The organism is Pseudoalteromonas sp. S1608 (assembly GCF_005887265.1).
GTDB lineage: Bacteria > Pseudomonadota > Gammaproteobacteria > Enterobacterales > Alteromonadaceae > Pseudoalteromonas > Pseudoalteromonas undina.
Genome location: NZ_PNDK01000014.1, coordinates 156,527 through 173,639 on the forward strand (window position 1 = coordinate 156,527; position 17,113 = coordinate 173,639).

18 protein-coding genes are annotated in these 17,113 nt (G+C 38.9%); 13 read left to right on the forward strand and 5 right to left on the reverse strand.

What is annotated here, in order from left to right:
• The first annotated feature begins 23 nt into the window (after positions 1-23).
• The 7 genes from CWB75_RS06950 to CWB75_RS06980 all read left to right on the forward strand — a co-directional run bounded on the left by CWB75_RS06950 (position 24) and on the right by CWB75_RS06980 (position 8,596).
• A complete protein-coding gene (locus tag CWB75_RS06950; RefSeq protein ID WP_249362308.1) occupies positions 24-509 on the forward strand; it encodes a GNAT family N-acetyltransferase in 486 nt (161 codons plus the stop codon).
• Positions 510-729: 220 nt separating this feature from the next.
• Positions 730-1,677, forward strand: coding sequence for a protein kinase family protein (locus CWB75_RS06955; RefSeq protein WP_171039101.1), 948 nt, complete (start codon positions 730-732; stop codon positions 1,675-1,677).
• Between the two features lie 133 nt (positions 1,678-1,810).
• Complete coding sequence (gene upp / locus CWB75_RS06960; RefSeq protein ID WP_008466150.1) at positions 1,811-2,443, forward strand: uracil phosphoribosyltransferase; 633 nt, start codon at positions 1,811-1,813, stop codon at positions 2,441-2,443.
• A gap of 9 nt (positions 2,444-2,452) precedes the next feature.
• Positions 2,453-3,691 (forward strand): uracil-xanthine permease family protein, encoded by a 1,239-nt coding sequence (locus tag CWB75_RS06965; protein ID WP_010388985.1) that lies wholly within the window; start codon positions 2,453-2,455, stop codon positions 3,689-3,691.
• Between the two features lie 148 nt (positions 3,692-3,839).
• Positions 3,840-5,579 (forward strand): HAD-IIB family hydrolase, encoded by a 1,740-nt coding sequence (locus CWB75_RS06970; protein ID WP_138570236.1) that lies wholly within the window; start codon positions 3,840-3,842, stop codon positions 5,577-5,579.
• Complete coding sequence (locus tag CWB75_RS06975) at positions 5,572-6,792, forward strand: glycosyltransferase family protein (protein WP_138570237.1); 1,221 nt, start codon at positions 5,572-5,574, stop codon at positions 6,790-6,792. Before CWB75_RS06970 ends, CWB75_RS06975 begins: the two co-directional genes overlap by 8 nt.
• 25 nt (positions 6,793-6,817) lie before the next feature.
• The gene (locus CWB75_RS06980; RefSeq protein WP_138570238.1) at positions 6,818-8,596 is read left to right on the forward strand and encodes an alpha-amylase family glycosyl hydrolase; all 1,779 of its coding nucleotides are present in this window, start codon (positions 6,818-6,820) and stop codon (positions 8,594-8,596) included.
• A gap of 75 nt (positions 8,597-8,671) precedes the next feature.
• Here the strand turns inward: CWB75_RS06980 and CWB75_RS06985 are convergent, their stop codons facing one another.
• Positions 8,672-9,751, reverse strand: coding sequence for an ABC transporter substrate-binding protein (locus CWB75_RS06985; protein ID WP_138570239.1), 1,080 nt, complete (start codon positions 9,749-9,751; stop codon positions 8,672-8,674).
• A 133-nt stretch (positions 9,752-9,884) separates the two neighbouring features.
• Between CWB75_RS06985 and CWB75_RS06990 the strand changes: the two genes are divergently transcribed.
• The gene (locus CWB75_RS06990) at positions 9,885-10,274 is read left to right on the forward strand and encodes a cytochrome b562 (protein ID WP_138570240.1); all 390 of its coding nucleotides are present in this window, start codon (positions 9,885-9,887) and stop codon (positions 10,272-10,274) included.
• Positions 10,275-10,283: 9 nt separating this feature from the next.
• Positions 10,284-10,670, forward strand: coding sequence for an OsmC family protein (locus tag CWB75_RS06995; protein ID WP_138570241.1), 387 nt, complete (start codon positions 10,284-10,286; stop codon positions 10,668-10,670).
• Positions 10,671-10,720: 50 nt separating this feature from the next.
• On the opposite strand, the gene ykgO is transcribed toward CWB75_RS06995, so the two are convergent.
• Both ykgO and CWB75_RS07005 read right to left on the reverse strand, forming a co-directional pair.
• The gene (gene ykgO, locus CWB75_RS07000) at positions 10,721-10,855 is read right to left on the reverse strand and encodes a type B 50S ribosomal protein L36 (protein WP_138570242.1); all 135 of its coding nucleotides are present in this window, start codon (positions 10,853-10,855) and stop codon (positions 10,721-10,723) included.
• Positions 10,852-11,118 (reverse strand): type B 50S ribosomal protein L31, encoded by a 267-nt coding sequence (locus CWB75_RS07005; protein WP_008463845.1) that lies wholly within the window; start codon positions 11,116-11,118, stop codon positions 10,852-10,854. The genes ykgO and CWB75_RS07005 overlap by 4 nt, the downstream gene beginning before the upstream one ends.
• Positions 11,119-11,350: 232 nt before the next feature.
• On the opposite strand from CWB75_RS07005, the gene CWB75_RS07010 reads away from it, so the two are divergent.
• The 3 genes from CWB75_RS07010 (at position 11,351) to CWB75_RS07020 (ending at position 13,618) form a co-directional block, all read left to right on the forward strand.
• Positions 11,351-11,620, forward strand: coding sequence for a hypothetical protein (locus CWB75_RS07010; protein WP_010388978.1), 270 nt, complete (start codon positions 11,351-11,353; stop codon positions 11,618-11,620).
• A gap of 277 nt (positions 11,621-11,897) precedes the next feature.
• Positions 11,898-12,704, forward strand: a complete 807-nt coding sequence (locus CWB75_RS07015; protein WP_138570243.1) for an alpha/beta fold hydrolase — start codon at positions 11,898-11,900, stop codon at positions 12,702-12,704.
• Positions 12,705-12,709: 5 nt separating this feature from the next.
• The gene (locus CWB75_RS07020) at positions 12,710-13,618 is read left to right on the forward strand and encodes a GGDEF domain-containing protein (protein WP_010388976.1); all 909 of its coding nucleotides are present in this window, start codon (positions 12,710-12,712) and stop codon (positions 13,616-13,618) included.
• A 77-nt stretch (positions 13,619-13,695) separates the two neighbouring features.
• On the opposite strand, the gene CWB75_RS07025 is transcribed toward CWB75_RS07020, so the two are convergent.
• Both CWB75_RS07025 and CWB75_RS07030 read right to left on the reverse strand, forming a co-directional pair.
• Entirely contained in the window at positions 13,696-14,736 is a 1,041-nt protein-coding gene (locus tag CWB75_RS07025) for a metal-dependent hydrolase (RefSeq protein ID WP_075170242.1), read from the reverse strand.
• 113 nt (positions 14,737-14,849) lie between these two features.
• On the reverse strand, positions 14,850-15,737 hold the full coding sequence (locus CWB75_RS07030; protein ID WP_171039102.1) for a LysR family transcriptional regulator: 888 nt from the start codon (positions 15,735-15,737) through the stop codon (positions 14,850-14,852).
• A 115-nt stretch (positions 15,738-15,852) separates the two neighbouring features.
• Here CWB75_RS07030 and CWB75_RS07035 point away from each other — a divergent pair, with 115 nt between their 5' ends.
• Positions 15,853-17,025, forward strand: coding sequence for an MFS transporter (locus tag CWB75_RS07035; RefSeq protein WP_010388973.1), 1,173 nt, complete (start codon positions 15,853-15,855; stop codon positions 17,023-17,025).
• The last annotated feature ends 88 nt before the right edge of the window (positions 17,026-17,113 follow it).

The window sequence follows — 17,113 nt, forward strand, 5'->3', positions numbered from 1 at the left end:
ATTAACAATTTTAAGTCTGTTATTTGGCGAAAGGATTAGAGGTTCATATGGTGTTTGAAAAACTGGCTAAACATCATGCTAGTCAACTGTTAGATTTTGAATTAGAAAATAAGCAATGGTTTGAAACGCTAATTGAGCCTAGAGCTAAGTCGTTTTATTCAATAAAAGGTGTTACCGAGCACATTGATTTATTAATTAATCAAATGAATGAAGGCGCTGGTTATAGTGGGGTATTACTTCAAAATAACATTATAGTTGCACGAGCAAATATTAAGGACGTCTCAAATAATGAAGCGTTTGTTGGCTATCGTGTGGCTGAAGCTTTTACTTCTAAGGGGGCTGCTAGTTTTTGTTTGTCACAGCTTATAAATATTGCTCAAAGTAAATTTAATATTACTCAGCTGAAAGCGTTGGTCTTGGAAAATAATCCCGCATCAATGCGTGTACTAAAAAAAAATTGGTTTTCAAGCCATAAATACAAATGTAAACGCTATAACTATAAATGGTAGGCGACTAAGTTGTATAGAGTTCTGTGCAAAATACGCATGACAAGCTGCTTTTTTTGGTATGACTAATTTGGCCATCCATTCAAAAACTAGCATTCGTTTTTTATATATAGGTTTGTGTAAAACCATATGAACTTATTTATTAAGAGCTTTGTTTTAAGACCTTTTATTAAAAACACCGTCTAATGTTAAGCTAACTAAAATTTAGCAACCTAATATGGCTATGTCTTTTTATCTTCCATTACTTACCCCGCATTTTCAACGTATAGCTATTGGCGAAACCCTAACCTCGCTTTGGAGTGACTGTGGTCAAATTGTGAAGTGTCAACTTGATGAGCAAGCCTGTGTGATTAAAGCGATTAAAGTACCCGATCATATTAATCACCCTAAAATTAAACAAAGCAGCTTTGCACTTAATAGAAAGCGTGACTCTTACCACGTTGAATATACGTTTTATCAGCAATTTAGTCATAAGCTGCCCAAGCAAGCGGCAGCTATTGAATGCATTAAAGCAATCAACAAAGGCGATGAGTTTGCCTTGGTGTTTAAAGATTTTTCAAAGCTGGGATACACCCAAGCAACCACCGATAATATAAAAGCCATATTAAAGTGGTTGGCACATTTTCATGCCTTTCATTTAAATACAAAGTTTGATGGCTTATGGCCGCAAGGAAGCTATTGGCATTTAGATACCCGGCCTGATGAATTTAATAACTTACCTAAAAAGTCCGATATTAAACAGGCAGCTACTAAATTAAATAACGCGTTAAAACAATGTGACTACCAAACGTTAATTCATGGTGATGCCAAGCTTGCTAATTTTGCCGCTAATAGCCAAGGGCATATACTCGGTTATGACTTTCAATATGTGGGTGCGGGTGTTGGGGTGGTCGATGTAATGTATTTTATGACCAGTTGTATGGATGAATCTGAACTTCATAAACACGCACAGAGCTACCTTGATTATTATTTTAGCCAATTGAAGCAAGCTCTGAGTGACTATCAACCACACATTAATGCTGATGATGTTGTTACACAATGGGCTCATTTATGGCCAGTGGCATGGGCAGACTTTTATCGGTTTTTACTTGGGTGGAGCCCAGAACACAAAAAGGTTAACAGCTACATGCATGATCAGGTAAATAATTGGTTAGCGAGTAACAACTCATAAACACAAAAATCTTTATAGTTGTGGCTAAATTAAATATTTTGGCACGAACTATGAAATCAAGACTAAAATTAACAGTCAAACGGCCTGTTTTAATATAAAATACGTCAAATTTTTTATCACTAGGTTTATTACTATGGCTATTCACGTTATTTCTCATCCCCTTGTTCAACATAAGTTAGGTTTAATGCGCGCGCATGGAATTAGCACGAAAAGTTTTCGCGAGTTGTGTTCAGAAGTGGGCACATTATTAACTTACGAAGCCACTAAAAATCTAGAATTAGAAGATAACGAAATTACAGGCTGGGACGGCAATAAACTTAAAGTTGAGCACATTAAGGGTAAAAAAATTACCGTGGTGCCAATTTTACGTGCGGGCCTTGGTATGATGGACGGCGTAATGTCGTTACTCCCAGCGGCTAAAGTGAGTGTAGTGGGTTTAGAGCGTAACGAAGAAACTCTTGAGCCAGTACCCTACTTTGAAAAACTAGTGGGTAATATTGATGAGCGTTTAAGCTTAGTGATTGACCCAATGCTGGCTACTGGTGGCTCTATGATCGCCACCATTGATATGCTTAAAAAAGCGGGCTGTAAAGAAATTAAAGTAATCGTACTGGTTGCTGCACCTGAGGGCGTTGAAAAAACATTAGCCGCTCACCCTGATATTGAGATTTTTACTGCCTCAGTTGATAGCCATTTAAATGAAAAAGGTTACATTATTCCAGGGCTTGGCGATGCAGGTGACAAAATTTTCGGTACGGTTTACTAAGGTTTAGCAGTGCAAAATAATTCTACATTTTCTATAAAAACCATTTTAACCGGTGCCCAAATGCTATTTGTTGCATTTGGTGCGTTGGTATTAGTGCCAATATTAACAGGCCTAGATCCTAGCGTAGCCTTATTTACCGCTGGTTTAGGTACTTTGTTGTTTCAATTTGTGACTAAAGGCCAAGTGCCTATTTTTTTAGCTTCGTCATTTGCGTTTATTGCACCCATTATTGCCTCAGTGCAAATGTGGGGCATACCGGCCACGATGGGTGGTTTAATGGCGGCGGGCTTTACTTATATGCTATTAAGTTTATTGGTGAAGTTTAAAGGTACAAAAACCTTACATAAAATTTTGCCGCCAATTGTGGTAGGCCCAGTGATTATGGTGATTGGTCTAGCGCTTGCGCCTGCAGCGGTTAATATGGCGATGGGTAAAAGTGGCGATGGTGGCACACAAATCATTGCCTACGACAGCGCTATTATTATCTCTATGTTCTCATTGCTCGTTACTTTAGTGTTTGCCGTGTGGGGTAAAGGGGTATTTAAATTAATACCTATTTTAGCCGGTGTTGTTGCCGGTTACACGCTATCGTTATTTATGGGTATAGTGCAATTTGAAGCCGTAAGTAATGCACAGTGGTTAGCTGTGCCAAACTTTGTGTTACCAGAGTTTAAATGGCAAGCCATATTATTTATGGTGCCGGTGGCAATTGCGCCTGCTATTGAACACATTGGCGATATGATGGCAATTAGCCAAGTTACAAAAAAAGATTATTTGAAAAAACCAGGATTACATCGCACCTTATTTGGTGATGGTTTAGCCACTTCTGCCGCATCCTTATTTGGCGGCCCACCTAATACTACTTACTCAGAGGTAACCGGTGCGGTAATGCTTACTAAAAACTTTAACCCTAAAGTAATGATGTGGACTGCCATTATCGCAATTTGCTTAGCATTTGTTGCTAAAATGGGCGCTAGTTTGCAAACCATTCCGGTGCCAGTAATGGGCGGAATAATGATTTTATTATTTGGCTCTATTGCGGTTATTGGTTTAAACACCTTAGTTAAATCGGGCGATGACTTAAGTGAGCCGCGCAATTTAAGTATTGTGGCACTTATTTTAATTTGTGGTATTGGTGGTATGTACATAGGTAGTAGTGAGTTCAGCCTAGAAGGTGTGAGCTTATGTGCTATTTTAGGCATAGTATTAAACTTAGTATTACCCAAAGCACAGAGCGACCAGAGTTAAGTTTGCACTGTGGTTAAAAATATTGCACCAAAAAAGCGCATTTTAAATGCGCTTTTTTTTTAACCTACTAAAAAGTAACAATAAATAATATTGGTCTAGTAACTGCATTTCCTTAGTCATACCCTATAGTTGACTCAGGGATTGTTACATGGAGATCAAGAGTGTGGATATAAATGCTTTTTTAGTAAAACACCAACTGCCGTTGAAATATCAGTATATTAGCGAGCAGTATTTTTCTGCTATTGCGCAGGACATTCTAACCAGTAAAAAAACAGCCCCTATATTTGTCGCAATTAATGGCTGCCAAGGCTCAGGAAAAACCACACTTGGTGATTATTTAGTAACTTGGTTTAGCCAAAATACCCACCTAAACTGTGTTGCGCTTTCTATTGATGACTTTTATTTATCAACTCAAAAACGCCAACAGTTAGCGCAAGATGTGCATTGTTTATTCGCCACCCGAGGCGTACCGGGTACACACGATGTTGCGTTAATGGATAACACCATTAGTCGTTTATTAAATGCAGAAGTAAATGTACCGCTGCCGCGTTTTGATAAGCAACAAGATGAACCTGTAGCAAAAAACAAATGGTTAACTAATAGTCAGCCGATCGATGTTGTTATTTTAGAAGGGTGGTGTGTAGCCAGTGAACCACAGCAGCCTTTTACTTTAGTTGAGCCTATTAACGAGCTAGAAAAATCATACGATCAACAAGGGTTATGGCGTCGCTGTATTAACAGCTGTTTAGCCAATGAATATAAAACCGTTTTTGATAAAATCGATTACACAATTATGCTCAAAGCCCCGAGTTTTGATGATGTGTTTGCGTGGCGCCAAGAGCAAGAACACAAGTTAATTGCCAAACAAGGGCAGGGCGCAGGCACTATGACTGATGAGCAGTTATTGTGGTTTATTTCTCATTTTGAACGCATCACGCGTGAAAACCTCAACACCCTTAGTGCTAAAGCAAATGCACTTATAGAGCTCGATAGTAATCGAGATGTAACTGCGATGGTGCTTACAAGCGATAGTATTGTACAACCTATCATTTTTACCGATTTAGATGGCACATTACTCAATCACAGAGATTACAACACCGATGCGGTAGATACCTTATTACAAGAGCTGCAATACAGCGGTGTACCTGTGGTATTTAATACCAGCAAAACATTTAGTGAAGTAGTGGCACTGCAACAAGCGCTTAATATTACACAGCCTTTCATTGTTGAAAATGGCTCGGCTGTTTATATTCCTAAAAATTATTTTAATCTCAGGCCAATTGGCTGCAGCGAATACCAAGGCTACTGGTGTTACTCGTTTGCTGCACCCATTAGCAATTTATGGACTGATTTAAAACGCTTAAAAAAAGACTACGGCGACCAATATAGTTTGTTTAGTGAGCTTACCAGTGAGCAGGTAATGAAAATGACAGGATTAAACCAGCTACAAGCAACGCAAGCACAAACCCGTCAATACTCAGATCCGCTCTACTGGCATGGCGATGAGCAGCAACTAAATGAATTTATCAATGCGATATCAGTATATGGCTACGAGGTTAAAGTAGGCGGGCGCTTTGTTCACATTGGAAAAAATACCGATAAAAGCATGGCTCAGCAATGGTTAGTGCAGCAGTTTAATGCGCAGTTTACTAAAGCGCTGAGCATTATTGCGCTAGGGGATAGTGAAAACGATAAGCAAATGCTAGAAGAGGCTGATATCGCCATCATCATTACCAATCCAGAGAGTAAAAAGCCAGTTAAATTAACCTATAACAAAGCGCGCTATTCTCAATTGCCGGCACCGCTAGGCTGGGTTGAAGAAATTACAGCACTACCTTGTATTAACAGTATTTTACCCAGTTCTGAGGAGTATAGTTTACATGGCTGATTTTTACCAAAATGGCATTATTACAACACTACATAACATTGCCAATAGACCCGTAGATGATTTAGAAAAAGAGTTACTTGGCTTTAGTAAACAGCGACCAATGGGGCTTATATTGCCTTCATTATTTAGTGAGTTAAAAGGCCCTGCTTTACAAAATATTGTTAAAGAGCTGCAACAAGTACCGTATTTATCGCAAATAACTATAGGCTTAGACAGAGCCGACGAAAGCCAGTATCGCTATGCATTGAACTTTTTTAAATCGCTTGATCAAAACCATAAAGTGTTGTGGAACGATGGCCCACGTTTGCAGGCGCTCGATAAAGAGCTTCAAGCTTTAGGTGTGGCGCCACGTGAGCTCGGTAAAGGCCGTAATGTGTGGTATTGCATGGGCTATAAACTCGCTACCGCTAAGGTTGAGTCAATAGCATTACATGATTGCGATATTTTAACTTATGACCGAGGCTTATTAGCGCGATTAATTTATCCCGTTGCGCATCCTCGATTTAACTATGAATTTTGTAAAGGCTTTTACCCGCGTACTGCCAATGGAAAAATAAATGGTCGAGTATCGCGTTTACTGGTTACTCCGTTATTACGCTCGTTTAAAACCATATTAGGCAGCAGAGACTACCTTGAGTATATGGACTCGTTTCGTTACCCATTAGCCGGTGAATTTTCGTTTAGACGCGATGTATTAAACGATATTCGTATTCCTAGTGACTGGGGATTAGAAATTGGCGTATTAAGCGAGATGTACCGTAATTACTCCCATAACCGCTTATGCCAAGTTGATATTGCCGATAATTACGATCATAAACACCAAGAATTATCGCTGGACGACCAAACAGCTGGCCTTTCTAAAATGTCGATTGATATCACTAAAGCACTATTTAGAAAGTTAGCTACGCAAGGAGTTACTTTTACCAGCGAAACCATACGTTCATTAAAAGCGACTTATTACCGCATTGGTTTAGACTTTATTGAAACCTATCATAATGATGCGTTAATGAATGGTTTAACACTTGATATTCACCAAGAAGAAAAAGCGGTAGAAATGTTTGCACAAAATATTATGAATGCTGGCCAACACTTTTTAGAAAACCCAATGGAAGCGCCATTTGTGCCAAGTTGGAACCGTGTAGCCTCGGCGATGCCCGATGTACTAGATCGATTAAAAGAAGCCGTTGAGCTTGATAACGAACAATACAGTTAAATTGGTATACTTAAACGAGGCGCCTGTGGACATAGTTAGGGAACAGTTTTTTCAACGAGTCGAACAACACTTACATACTATTTATCAAGGGATTGAGTTGCCTATGCCGGTAGCTGAGTTGGCTGAAGAATTAATCACCTTGATATTGGGGAATAACTCACTTCGCGATCCCACGCCGCACACTAATCGCTGGGATGAACAAGATATTATTTTAATTGCCTATGGCGATTCTATTATAAATCATGAAGACAGTGAGTTAGCAGTTGGAACTCCCCTAGAGGCGCCGTTAAAAACCTTGCACCGCTTTATAAAAGAGCAGTGCGATCACCAGCTTAATGCACTGCATATTTTACCTTTTTATCCGTACAGCTCAGATGAAGGATTTGCGGTAATGAACTATGCGCAAGTTAATGAAGCGCTGGGCGATTGGCAAGATATTAACGCGATTGCAAAAGATGTAAAGTTAATGGCGGATTTAGTGATTAATCATTGTTCTAGCCGAAGCCTTTGGTTTGAAAACTTTTTAACCGATACTCACCCAGGAAAAGACTACTTTAAAACAGCCAGTTTAACTGATGATTTAAGCCAAGTAGTGCGCCCACGAACCTCGCCATTATTACATACGGTCGCCACAGCAAGCGGTGATAAGCATGTGTGGTGTACATTTAGTCATGATCAAGTGGATTTTAATTTTGAAAACCCTGAGGTTTTAAAAGAGTTTGTTAGCATTATTCGCCACTATTTAGATAACGGTATTCGCTTATTTCGTCTGGATGCTGTGGCCTTTTTATGGAAGCAACTTAATACCAGTTGTATAAACTTGCCACAAACTCATGAAGTGGTGCGTTTACTGCGAACGCTGATTGAGCATGCCGAGCCCAGTGTGGTGATTATTACCGAAACCAATATTCCTAATCAAGAAAACCTATCGTACTTTGGTAATGCCAACGAAGCCCATGCAATTTATAACTTTGCCTTGCCGCCGTTGTTATTGCATACCTTACTTAGCGGTGATAGTACGGCGCTTAAGCACTGGATGATGAGCATGCCGCCAGCACAAAATGGTACCGCATATTTTAATTTTATAGCCTCTCATGATGGCATTGGTTTGAGGCCAATTGAAGGCTTATTACAACCGAGTGAGGTTGCCTCATTAGTAAGTACTACTATGCAGTTTGGTGGGCGCGTTTCAATGCGCACAAGTCACGATGGCACGCATACACCTTACGAGCTAAATATTGCCTTATTTGATGCCCTACAAGGGACGCATAACGGCGCAGATAAATATGGCCTTGAGCGTTTCTTGTGTGCCCATTCCATTATGTTTGCAGTGGAAGGAATACCGGGGATATATATTCACAGTTTACTTGGCACAACTAATGACTATGAACGTTTTGAAAATTCGCAGCATAATCGCGCAATTAACCGCCATCGCTGGCAAGAATCAAAATTATTAGCGGCGATTGAAGAAAAATATAGCCATCATCATCAGGTGTTCAAGGGAATAAAACAGTTATTAGCTGTGCGTAAAAGGCAAGCAGCATTCCATCCTAATGCCACACAATTTACTTTGCACTTAGGCGAGGGGTTATTTGGTTTTTGGCGACAAAGTATAGACCGCCAACAAAGCATTTTTTGTGTTTATAATATTAGCAGTCAGCCACAAAGCTTAACCTTAGCCGATTTAAACTTAATAAACACTCAGCAATGGGTTGAGCTAATTTCTAAAACAACACTCGATGACGCGCTACAAACCATGCAGTTAGCACCCTATCAAACGCTTTGGTTATCTAATAGGGCATAGATAGCATTAATAAAATGACAATATACATTCAGAGTTTTAAATAAAGTAACCGCACTGTAAAGGGGCTTTACAGTGCTATTGCTCAAGCGCTAAAAGTAGATTTTCTATTGTGAATTTATGCCAATCAGCGCGTGTTTTACTAAACTGTATAAAGTTTATTTCTGCTAGACCTGTTGTATTTATCGCCTTATATAAGGGAGTGTTTTCATCAGTAAGTGGGTCAAAAATATCAACTGAACGATGAAGCAAAGGACTAAGTTTTGGTTGCGTATGGTTGTCGAACAGATTAACCAGAGCATAAGCACCTAACAAAACATGACCTCCTATAGATACATCAAGCTCTGAACCATTATTAGGTGGAACCTCCCAGTTAATACCGCCCACAATAACCTGAGATTGCATGTTTAGCTGTTTTAATGCCCTTTTTGCGCCAAAAGCAATGGCATCATTCGCACACCAAATAATGTTAATTTCAGGAGCTTGATGCATATACGCCAAAGTTTTTGTAAACCCTTCTTGTTTAGACCAATTGGCAACCTCTTTAGCGATTAAAGTAACTTGCGGCGTTTGCGCTAAAAAATCCATTAACCCTTGAGTGCGCATAATAGAAGCAGGCGTTGCATAGTCGCCTAATAACGCCAATATATGTGCGCTAGTTGTTGTTTTATTGGTAAACTTTTTATAAAGCTGCTGCATCAATGATTTACCTGCAACGCGATTATTTGGGGTAATACTACCGACTATGTTAGTGCCATTTTTACGTAACATATCAAGTGACGCAGGCGAAGGGCGATTTAATAAAAAGTAAATAGGGACATGTTTACTGTCTATTTTAGAGAGGTACTTACTGGTAACATTTTTTTCGTTTACGAGAATCAGATAATCTGGCTTATCATTTATAGCCTGCTGAATAAGCTCTTTCATTAAAATATGATTTCGGTTGGCGTATTTTATCGTTAATGTAACATCTAAATCAGTGGCTGCATTTTGCATGATTTTAGAAACATCAAACCAAAAGTTACCTGTGTTGTTCTGTGCATTTTCCGTGTTAGAAAAACCAGGGTTAATAAATATGACTTCTAGGGCATAAGCACTATAACTACCCAACAGAAGGCAGGTAAACGTTAGCAGGCGGTATAATTTAAACAAGGACATACATTTCTCTGTAAACTTTTTAAAGCCCAATTTTATCCTTGTGGAAGTGCTCCGTGTGACATCTAGGCGTTATGCTATATAATACCTCAGTAAGTTTAGTATGTATGCAACAATTATTTTTTAGGATGTATTAATGAAAGCAGTTTTGTTGTTAATGGTATTAATATTTAGTCAAACAGTTGCCGCAAATGAAATGAGCGACTTAGAAAAGACCATGAAAAACATTGGGCTTGCTTATAAACAAAGTGTTGAAGCAACCCAGTTAGCAGAATTTAATGGCGCTATCGATGAGTTTATTGAATTGATAGAGCAAAGTAAGCAAGCCAAATTTTATAAAGAAGCTGAAAAGTCGGTGCAAGGGCTAGATAAGGTGCTGATTCAAGCCCAGTTAGCCAAAAAAGTAGCGAACGAGCAGGGGCTTGAGTCGGCAAAAAAACCACTTAAGGCGATTGATAATTTGCGCAAAAAATATCACGAATTACACGAGCCTCCAGGCTTTTTTGAATTATTGTTTGGAAAATAAGGATTAGTAATGGAAATTTCGGTTTCAATGTTAGATGGTCAAAAATTAAGTGCTAAGTTTGGTGAGCATGAAGTTATAAGCGACCAAAGCATAAACGCTGGTGGTGATGCAGAACATCCAGAGCCGTTTGACTATTTTTTAGTAAGCATGGTGTTGTGTGCAGGTTTTTATGCGCGTAAATTTTGTCAGCAAAGAGAGATCTCGACCGAGGGGATGACACTGACACAAAATAATGAAAATGTAGATGAAAACGGTAAGAAGCTTTTTTCAATCGAAATTAGCTTGCCAGAAGGTTTCCCAGCTAAATATAAAAAAGCACTGATTGCTGCGGTAAATACATGTACCGTGAAAAAGGTTATTCAAGCAGTGCCTGAGTTTTCTGTTGTAGTTAAATAAACAGACCCTAATAATAATGCCGAGTATAAACTCGGCATTATTTTATCTTGCTATTTTCTCTTCATACCCTGCACAGCTTTAAATCTAGGGTTATCTTTACATATCACGAATACTCGCCCTTTGCGCTTTACAATTTGACAACCTGGTCGTTGTTTTGCACTTTTTAATGAACTTAAAACTTTCATTTGCTTTCCTTTTTAGCAGTAGAGAGGTTTTTAAACCGACGATTAAATTGCGCAACGCGTCCATCAGTAGCGAGCGTTTTTTGTTTGCCTGTATAAAATGGATGTGAGTCACTTGAGACATCAATAGGAACATAAGGATATGTTTTACCCTCAATTTCTATGGTGCGATTGGTTTTAATGGTTGAACCAATAATAAAGTAAGAATCAGCTGCAGTATCATGAAAAGCAACCACATGGTAATCAGGGTGAATATTGGGCTTCATAAAATGCCTTTAGTGTTATGTGATAGTATATCATTTAATTTAACGTATTTATTTTCCCTTTGCAAATCATTTTAAATAGCCTTAAACGCAGTGTAATTGCTGTGTATTTGCACAAAATAGTCAAAAAATAAGCACTTAGATCAAAAGTACTGGCTATTAGTATTTAGGCTGCTATAACTAGACTCAGCGAACAAAATAATAAGAATTTAATAACGTTAATAGAGGTAGTTTTATGAGTGACGCTCAGGCACAACAAGACCAAATCGACCAAGGAGTCATGGATACTCTCAGAGAGCGTGACCACAGTATATTGGCTAAACAAGTTGATTCGTTAGGGTGTTCTCATAACGACATCATTGAATTACTTGCTCATTATTTAGCATTAAGCGAACAAGAAGATGATGAATTATTTGACGATTGGTTTGACGCGCTTTCAAAAGAACAACACACCGTATTAAAAGTATTTGAAGTTTATCGTGGGCAGTACGAGCACCAGAACTAATCCGTTTGGTTGTAATAGCCATTTTATTTAAGATGATGCCGGCTGCTAAGGATGTAATTTAATGTTAACAAAAGTGTGTTTTTTTATCCCTAAGCAAAATAAATAATCACACTTTTTAATACAATAGTATGTACTTTTTCTCTTGATGATTTTTCATCTAACTAATTGATGTATAAAGCTTTGCAATGAGTTAAACTTATTTATATAAACAGTAGTCCTCACTATGTTTAATAAATATACTACTTTTATTGGGTGAACAAAGAAAAGGATCATTCTAATGCCGCACTTAAATGAAATACGCAAAAGAAACAACGTCAAAATAATTGGCAAGGGTGATAAAACCTTGGTTTTGGCTCACGGATTTGGTTGTGACCAAAATATGTGGCGGTTTGTTACTCCAGTGCTTGAGCAACATTTTACTTTAGTGCTGTTTGATTATGTAGGCTCTGGTAAGTCTGATATTTCTCAATACAACAAAAAGCGTTATTCAACCCTTGATGGCTATGCCAAAGATGTACTTGAGATATGTGGCGCACTTGCTTTAAGCGATGTGACTTTTATAGGTCACTCTGTTAGCGCAACAATTGGGGCACTTGCCGCCATTGAGCAGCCAGAGTTATTTACTCAGCTTGTTATGGTTTGTCCTTCACCGTGCTTTTTAAATTTACCCCCTGATTATTTTGGCGGGTTTGAAAAACAAGACTTGCATGAACTACTTAACCTGATGGATAAAAATTACATTGGCTGGGCCAATTATTTAGCACCTTTAGTTATAGGTAGTTCTCACCCTGATGAATTTATAGCCGAGTTATCGGGGAGCTTTTGTTCAACCGATCCACTGATTGCAAAAACCTTTGCAGAAGCCACTTTTTTATCTGATTATCGCGCTACGCTTAAACATATAAAACAGCCGTCATTAGTTTTACAAAGTGAACATGATGCTTTAGCCGCGCCATCTGTAGGCGAATTTGTCGCAAATGAAATACCTAACGCTACGCTCCAAGTTATAAGCGCACATGGTCATTGTATTCATATGACTCACCCAGAAACAGTCGGCCGTTCGATTATTGACTTTGTGAGTTAGCCTTAATGCCACTGCATCAATTAGATGATAATAGAGTTACAGATTACTCTGCTGATTACTTTTTAAGTGGCGCATTGGTTACCAATGCGGATAACGTAATTGTTTATGTAAATACTTATTTTAAAAAGGAACTACACTGGCATTGCAATGAACTTATTGGCAAGTATATTGACAAAATCCTAACTAAATCTTCAAAAATATTTTTACAAAGTTATGTGCTTCCTACCTTAATACACGAAAAAAAATGCCAAGAAATGCAGTTAATTATGCTCAGTGCTCAGGGGGAGCGAATGGCGGTTACCGTTAATGCTCAGCTTGACGAAAAGGGGTTTATATACTGGAGCTTTTTTAATGCTACGCAGCGAGATAAACTCTACGATGAGTTGATAAAAACACGGGAAAAGCTAGAAGCACAAACTGAGCGCTTGCAATCTTTAGCGTCTACCGATGAGCTAACATCGCTATTAAACAGGCGTGAAATGGATTACCGCAGTGTTTTACTACTCGAACAAGCAAAAAGAACACACCGCTCAGTTGCACTATTAGTGATTGATATTGATGATTTTAAACAGATCAACGATACCTATGGTCATTTAGAGGGCGATAGGGTGCTAAAAGAACTAGGCCAATGTCTTAAAAAAATAAGCAGACAAACTGATTTAGTTGCACGCTATGGTGGGGAAGAGTTTTTAATTATGCTGCCCGACACCCATAGTGCAGATACCTTAATATTTTGCCAAAGACTACACCAATTAATTGCTGAAATTAAAGTGGGCAGTGAAGGGCTAACAGTCAGTGTAGGTGCATGTATGAGTGATAGTAACAGCACGTTTACTGAGCTGTTTAAGCATGCTGATAACGCTGTTTATCAGGCTAAGGCAAACGGCAAAAACACCACTTACATGCATTCTTAATTCATTGTTGCTAATCGAGTGATTAAGCAACAATGTTGTTTGGCTCTTTTTACAGGCAGTGCTTGCTTAACCCTTAATTATGGCAACGAGCAGTTATTTTTAGCCAATGGAGATGCCAGCGAGACTTCAGGTTGCCAAATTCGCTGCCAAATATTACCAGCATTACTAAAGCTAGGGCGCTGAGAGAGTCGCTCAAAACTACCCACTTTAATACCCGAGTCAGCTTGTTCACCTACCACAAAGTTAAATACGTATTGGCATTCCATACCCATTCTTAAATCTGACAAAATCACGTTATCGGTTTGCTGGCGAATAGAATAAAACCCTTTTGTAAACCATTGTAGTCTTTGTATGCCCCATTGGTTGTCAATAGGCTTAATTAAAGACGGTGTTGTATTGTAGGCATTTAAGGTTACATCACTGGGCGAGTCAAACACGGAGGCATAACCCTCGTAGTAGTGACCGTCAGACATCACCACTACACGCCAAAGTAAAGTAGTGAGCGGGGCAGGCGTACTAATATAGCCGGTTGCGTCAATATCGCGATTGTTCAGTGCTGTTTTTACCTTGTCGTCAATATTGAGTTTAAACACAAAGGCAAGGCATAAATACGCTGTGCTTAGGCTAAGTGTAATTGCATTGATTTTATAGGCTTTACTTGTGCTTATTTTAGGTAATAAAGTAAAAGCTAAACCAATTAATAACGGTAAGGTGTAAAGGGGGTCAATAATAAACATGCTGGATACCGCAAAAGGGTATTCACTTAAGGGCCACATTAGCTGAGTACCATAAACGGTGAGTGAATCTAATAAAGCATGTGTTGATAAGCACAAAAAAACTAACCAAAACCAACGAGCTTTATAAGCCTGCATGCCTGTGTGTATTTTTAATATTAGCCACACAATCAGCGGGCTTATTAATAAATGCACAAATAAAGAATGGCTAAAACCGCGATGATAGGTAAATGCCTCTACACTGCCGCCATAGGGTAAAAATACATCTAGATCGGGTAAAGTGCCTAAAATAGCGCCCCACGCAACGGCTTTTCTACCTACTTTATTGCCTAGTACCGCGTAGCCTACGGCACTGCCTAATGCGACTTGTGTTAAAGAATCCATACTACCTCATCCAAATAATGCAACTGCAGTGTTTATACTCTGCTTAATCTTAAAACCGTCAATAATGTAAATTATTTCATTAAGTTGCTCTTTAAACTCAATTTAAAAGTGATTTATAAACTTAGTCGCGGTTGTATAAAATCTAAAAATGCAACGATACGGGAAGAAACCGCCCCATTTTTGTAATAAACGCCATAAATAGATTCTCGATTATTTGGGCTACTTACGCTGTGAGGTAAAACTTCTATTAATCGTTTTTTGGCTAAATCTTCTGCAATCATAAATTGTGAGAGAAGTGCTATGCCTTGATCAGCAATACATAAATGCCTAATGGTTTCGCCGCTGCTAGCCCTTAAATCAAAGTGCAGTGATCGCTTATGCTTCAAGGGCCATTGATTAAGAGTATTGGGCTCACTGAAGCCAATTAGGTTATGGTTTTTAAGATCTGAAATCTGCTGTAACGGTGGCGCATTTTTTAAATAATCAGCGCTTGCGACCAGTTTTAATTTACTTTGGCCTAATTTTCGCGCGTGCAGGTTTGAATCTTTTAAGTCTCCAATGCGAATAGCTAAATCTGTTTTGCGCTCAAGTAAATCAATAATATTGTCGTGTGAGGTAATATCGAGCGTGATTTGCGGGTATTGTTTTTTAAACTCATTAACTAGTGGCGCTAGTTGATGTAAAACAAAAGGGCTTGCTGCATCTATACGCAAGTGCCCACTAGATGCTTGCTTAAGTAGCTTTATTGTTTCTTCCCCGAAGAGCAGCGTGTTTAAAGCCTTACGCGCATATTCTATATATATATGCCCTTCCTCGGTAAGTTCTAAGCGCCGAGTTGTTCTGTTTAGTAATGTGCAGTTTAGCCTGCTTTCGAGGCGAGATAGCGCTCTTGAAACCTTAGCTACATTTAAATCAAGTAAACTAGCCGCACCGGAAAAACTGCCACAATCAACAATGGTAATAAACATTTCTAGATCTTCAGTTTTAGCTTGAACAGGCATAAATTCACTCATTTATATTTGCAAAATAAACAAAAGTATTTTGCCATTTATGCTATTTATTGCAAAGGAGTTTTTACACACACTATGCATCTATATTAAAAATGAGGATGTATTTATGCCATTGGCTTTATGGGCGCTTACCTTAAGCGCATTTGCAATTGGAACAACCGAGTTTGTTATAGTGGGTTTAGTGCCAACTATTGCAAACGATTTAGGCGTGAGCTTACCATCAGCAGGCTTACTAGTGAGCTTATATGCAGTTGGTGTAGCTATTGGCGCACCGGTACTCACTGCATTAACGGGTCGCTGGAACCGAAAAGTGGTACTTATAAGTCTTATGGGCTTATTTGTTATGGGTAATTTATTAGCTTGGCAAGCGCCGAGTTACGAAACACTAATACTGGCGCGCATACTAACAGGATTAGCTCATGGTGTATTTTTCTCTATTGGCTCAATGATAGCAACAAGCTTGGTAAGTAAAGACAAAGAGGCGAGCGCTATCGCAATTATGTTTACCGGCCTTACGGTAGCGCTTGTAACGGGTGTGCCATTAGGAACATGGATTGGCCAGCACTTTGGCTGGCGTGCAACTTTTTTAGTGGTTTCGGCATTAGGTTTAATTGCGCTAATTGGCAGCGCTATTTTAGTACCAAAAAACTTAAAGCAGTCTATTCCGGCGACGTTTAAAGAGCAGTTACAGGTTATTGTTAAGCCGCGCTTATTGCTCGTTTATTTAATGACTATATTAGGCTACGGCGGTACGTTCACCGCATTTACTTATTTAGCGCCTATATTAGAGCAGCAAACTGGCTTTGCACCATCCGCTATTGGTTTAATAATGCTGGTTTATGGTGTGTCGGTGGCTGTTGGTAATATATGGGGCGGAAAATTAGCCGACAAGCGAGGTCCAATTAGCGCACTGAGTATTATATTTAGCGCGTTAACAATTATTTTATTGGCTTTCACCTTTACTATGGAATCAAAAGTAGCCGCAGTGCTGACTATTTTAATATGGGGGGCATTTGCATTTGGTAATGTACCAGGATTGCAGCTTTATGTAGTAAAACAGGCAAAAAAGCACACTCCTAATGCGGTAGATGTAGCATCGGGCTTAAACATCGCGGCGTTTAATATTGGAATAGCCTTAGGCTCTGTTACAGGGGGGCTTGTAGTCGAGCATATGGAACTAAAAGATACCGCATGGATTGGGGCCGTTGTTTCATTACTGGCTTTAATAGTCACTCGATACAGTGGCAGGCTAGATAAACATAATGTTCAGGCTAAATAAAGCAGAACTCATATAGGTTAGTCTTGAAATAAAAATTAATGACCTCAGTATTCACATGAGGTCAAAATTTTAAATCAAAAAAAGTAAT

What these genes read in the sequence shown, in the direction of transcription:
- CWB75_RS06985 (WP_138570239.1), bottom strand. Translation starts at nt 9,751, where the DNA reads ATGTCCTTGTTTAAATTATACCGCCTGCTAACGTTTACCTGCCTTCTG.
- CWB75_RS06975 (WP_138570237.1), top strand. Translation starts at nt 5,572, where the DNA reads ATGGCTGATTTTTACCAAAATGGCATTATTACAACACTACATAACATT.
- CWB75_RS06990 (WP_138570240.1), top strand. Translation starts at nt 9,885, where the DNA reads ATGAAAGCAGTTTTGTTGTTAATGGTATTAATATTTAGTCAAACAGTT.
- CWB75_RS07005 (WP_008463845.1), bottom strand. Translation starts at nt 11,118, where the DNA reads ATGAAGCCCAATATTCACCCTGATTACCATGTGGTTGCTTTTCATGAT.
- CWB75_RS07010 (WP_010388978.1), top strand. Translation starts at nt 11,351, where the DNA reads ATGAGTGACGCTCAGGCACAACAAGACCAAATCGACCAAGGAGTCATG.
- CWB75_RS07035 (WP_010388973.1), top strand. Translation starts at nt 15,853, where the DNA reads ATGCCATTGGCTTTATGGGCGCTTACCTTAAGCGCATTTGCAATTGGA.
- CWB75_RS07030 (WP_171039102.1), bottom strand. Translation starts at nt 15,737, where the DNA reads ATGCCTGTTCAAGCTAAAACTGAAGATCTAGAAATGTTTATTACCATT.
- CWB75_RS07020 (WP_010388976.1), top strand. Translation starts at nt 12,710, where the DNA reads ATGCCACTGCATCAATTAGATGATAATAGAGTTACAGATTACTCTGCT.
- CWB75_RS07015 (WP_138570243.1), top strand. Translation starts at nt 11,898, where the DNA reads ATGCCGCACTTAAATGAAATACGCAAAAGAAACAACGTCAAAATAATT.
- CWB75_RS06995 (WP_138570241.1), top strand. Translation starts at nt 10,284, where the DNA reads ATGGAAATTTCGGTTTCAATGTTAGATGGTCAAAAATTAAGTGCTAAG.
- CWB75_RS06955 (WP_171039101.1), top strand. Translation starts at nt 730, where the DNA reads ATGTCTTTTTATCTTCCATTACTTACCCCGCATTTTCAACGTATAGCT.
- CWB75_RS06970 (WP_138570236.1), top strand. Translation starts at nt 3,840, where the DNA reads ATGGAGATCAAGAGTGTGGATATAAATGCTTTTTTAGTAAAACACCAA.
- upp (WP_008466150.1), top strand. Translation starts at nt 1,811, where the DNA reads ATGGCTATTCACGTTATTTCTCATCCCCTTGTTCAACATAAGTTAGGT.
- ykgO (WP_138570242.1), bottom strand. Translation starts at nt 10,855, where the DNA reads ATGAAAGTTTTAAGTTCATTAAAAAGTGCAAAACAACGACCAGGTTGT.
- CWB75_RS07025 (WP_075170242.1), bottom strand. Translation starts at nt 14,736, where the DNA reads ATGGATTCTTTAACACAAGTCGCATTAGGCAGTGCCGTAGGCTACGCG.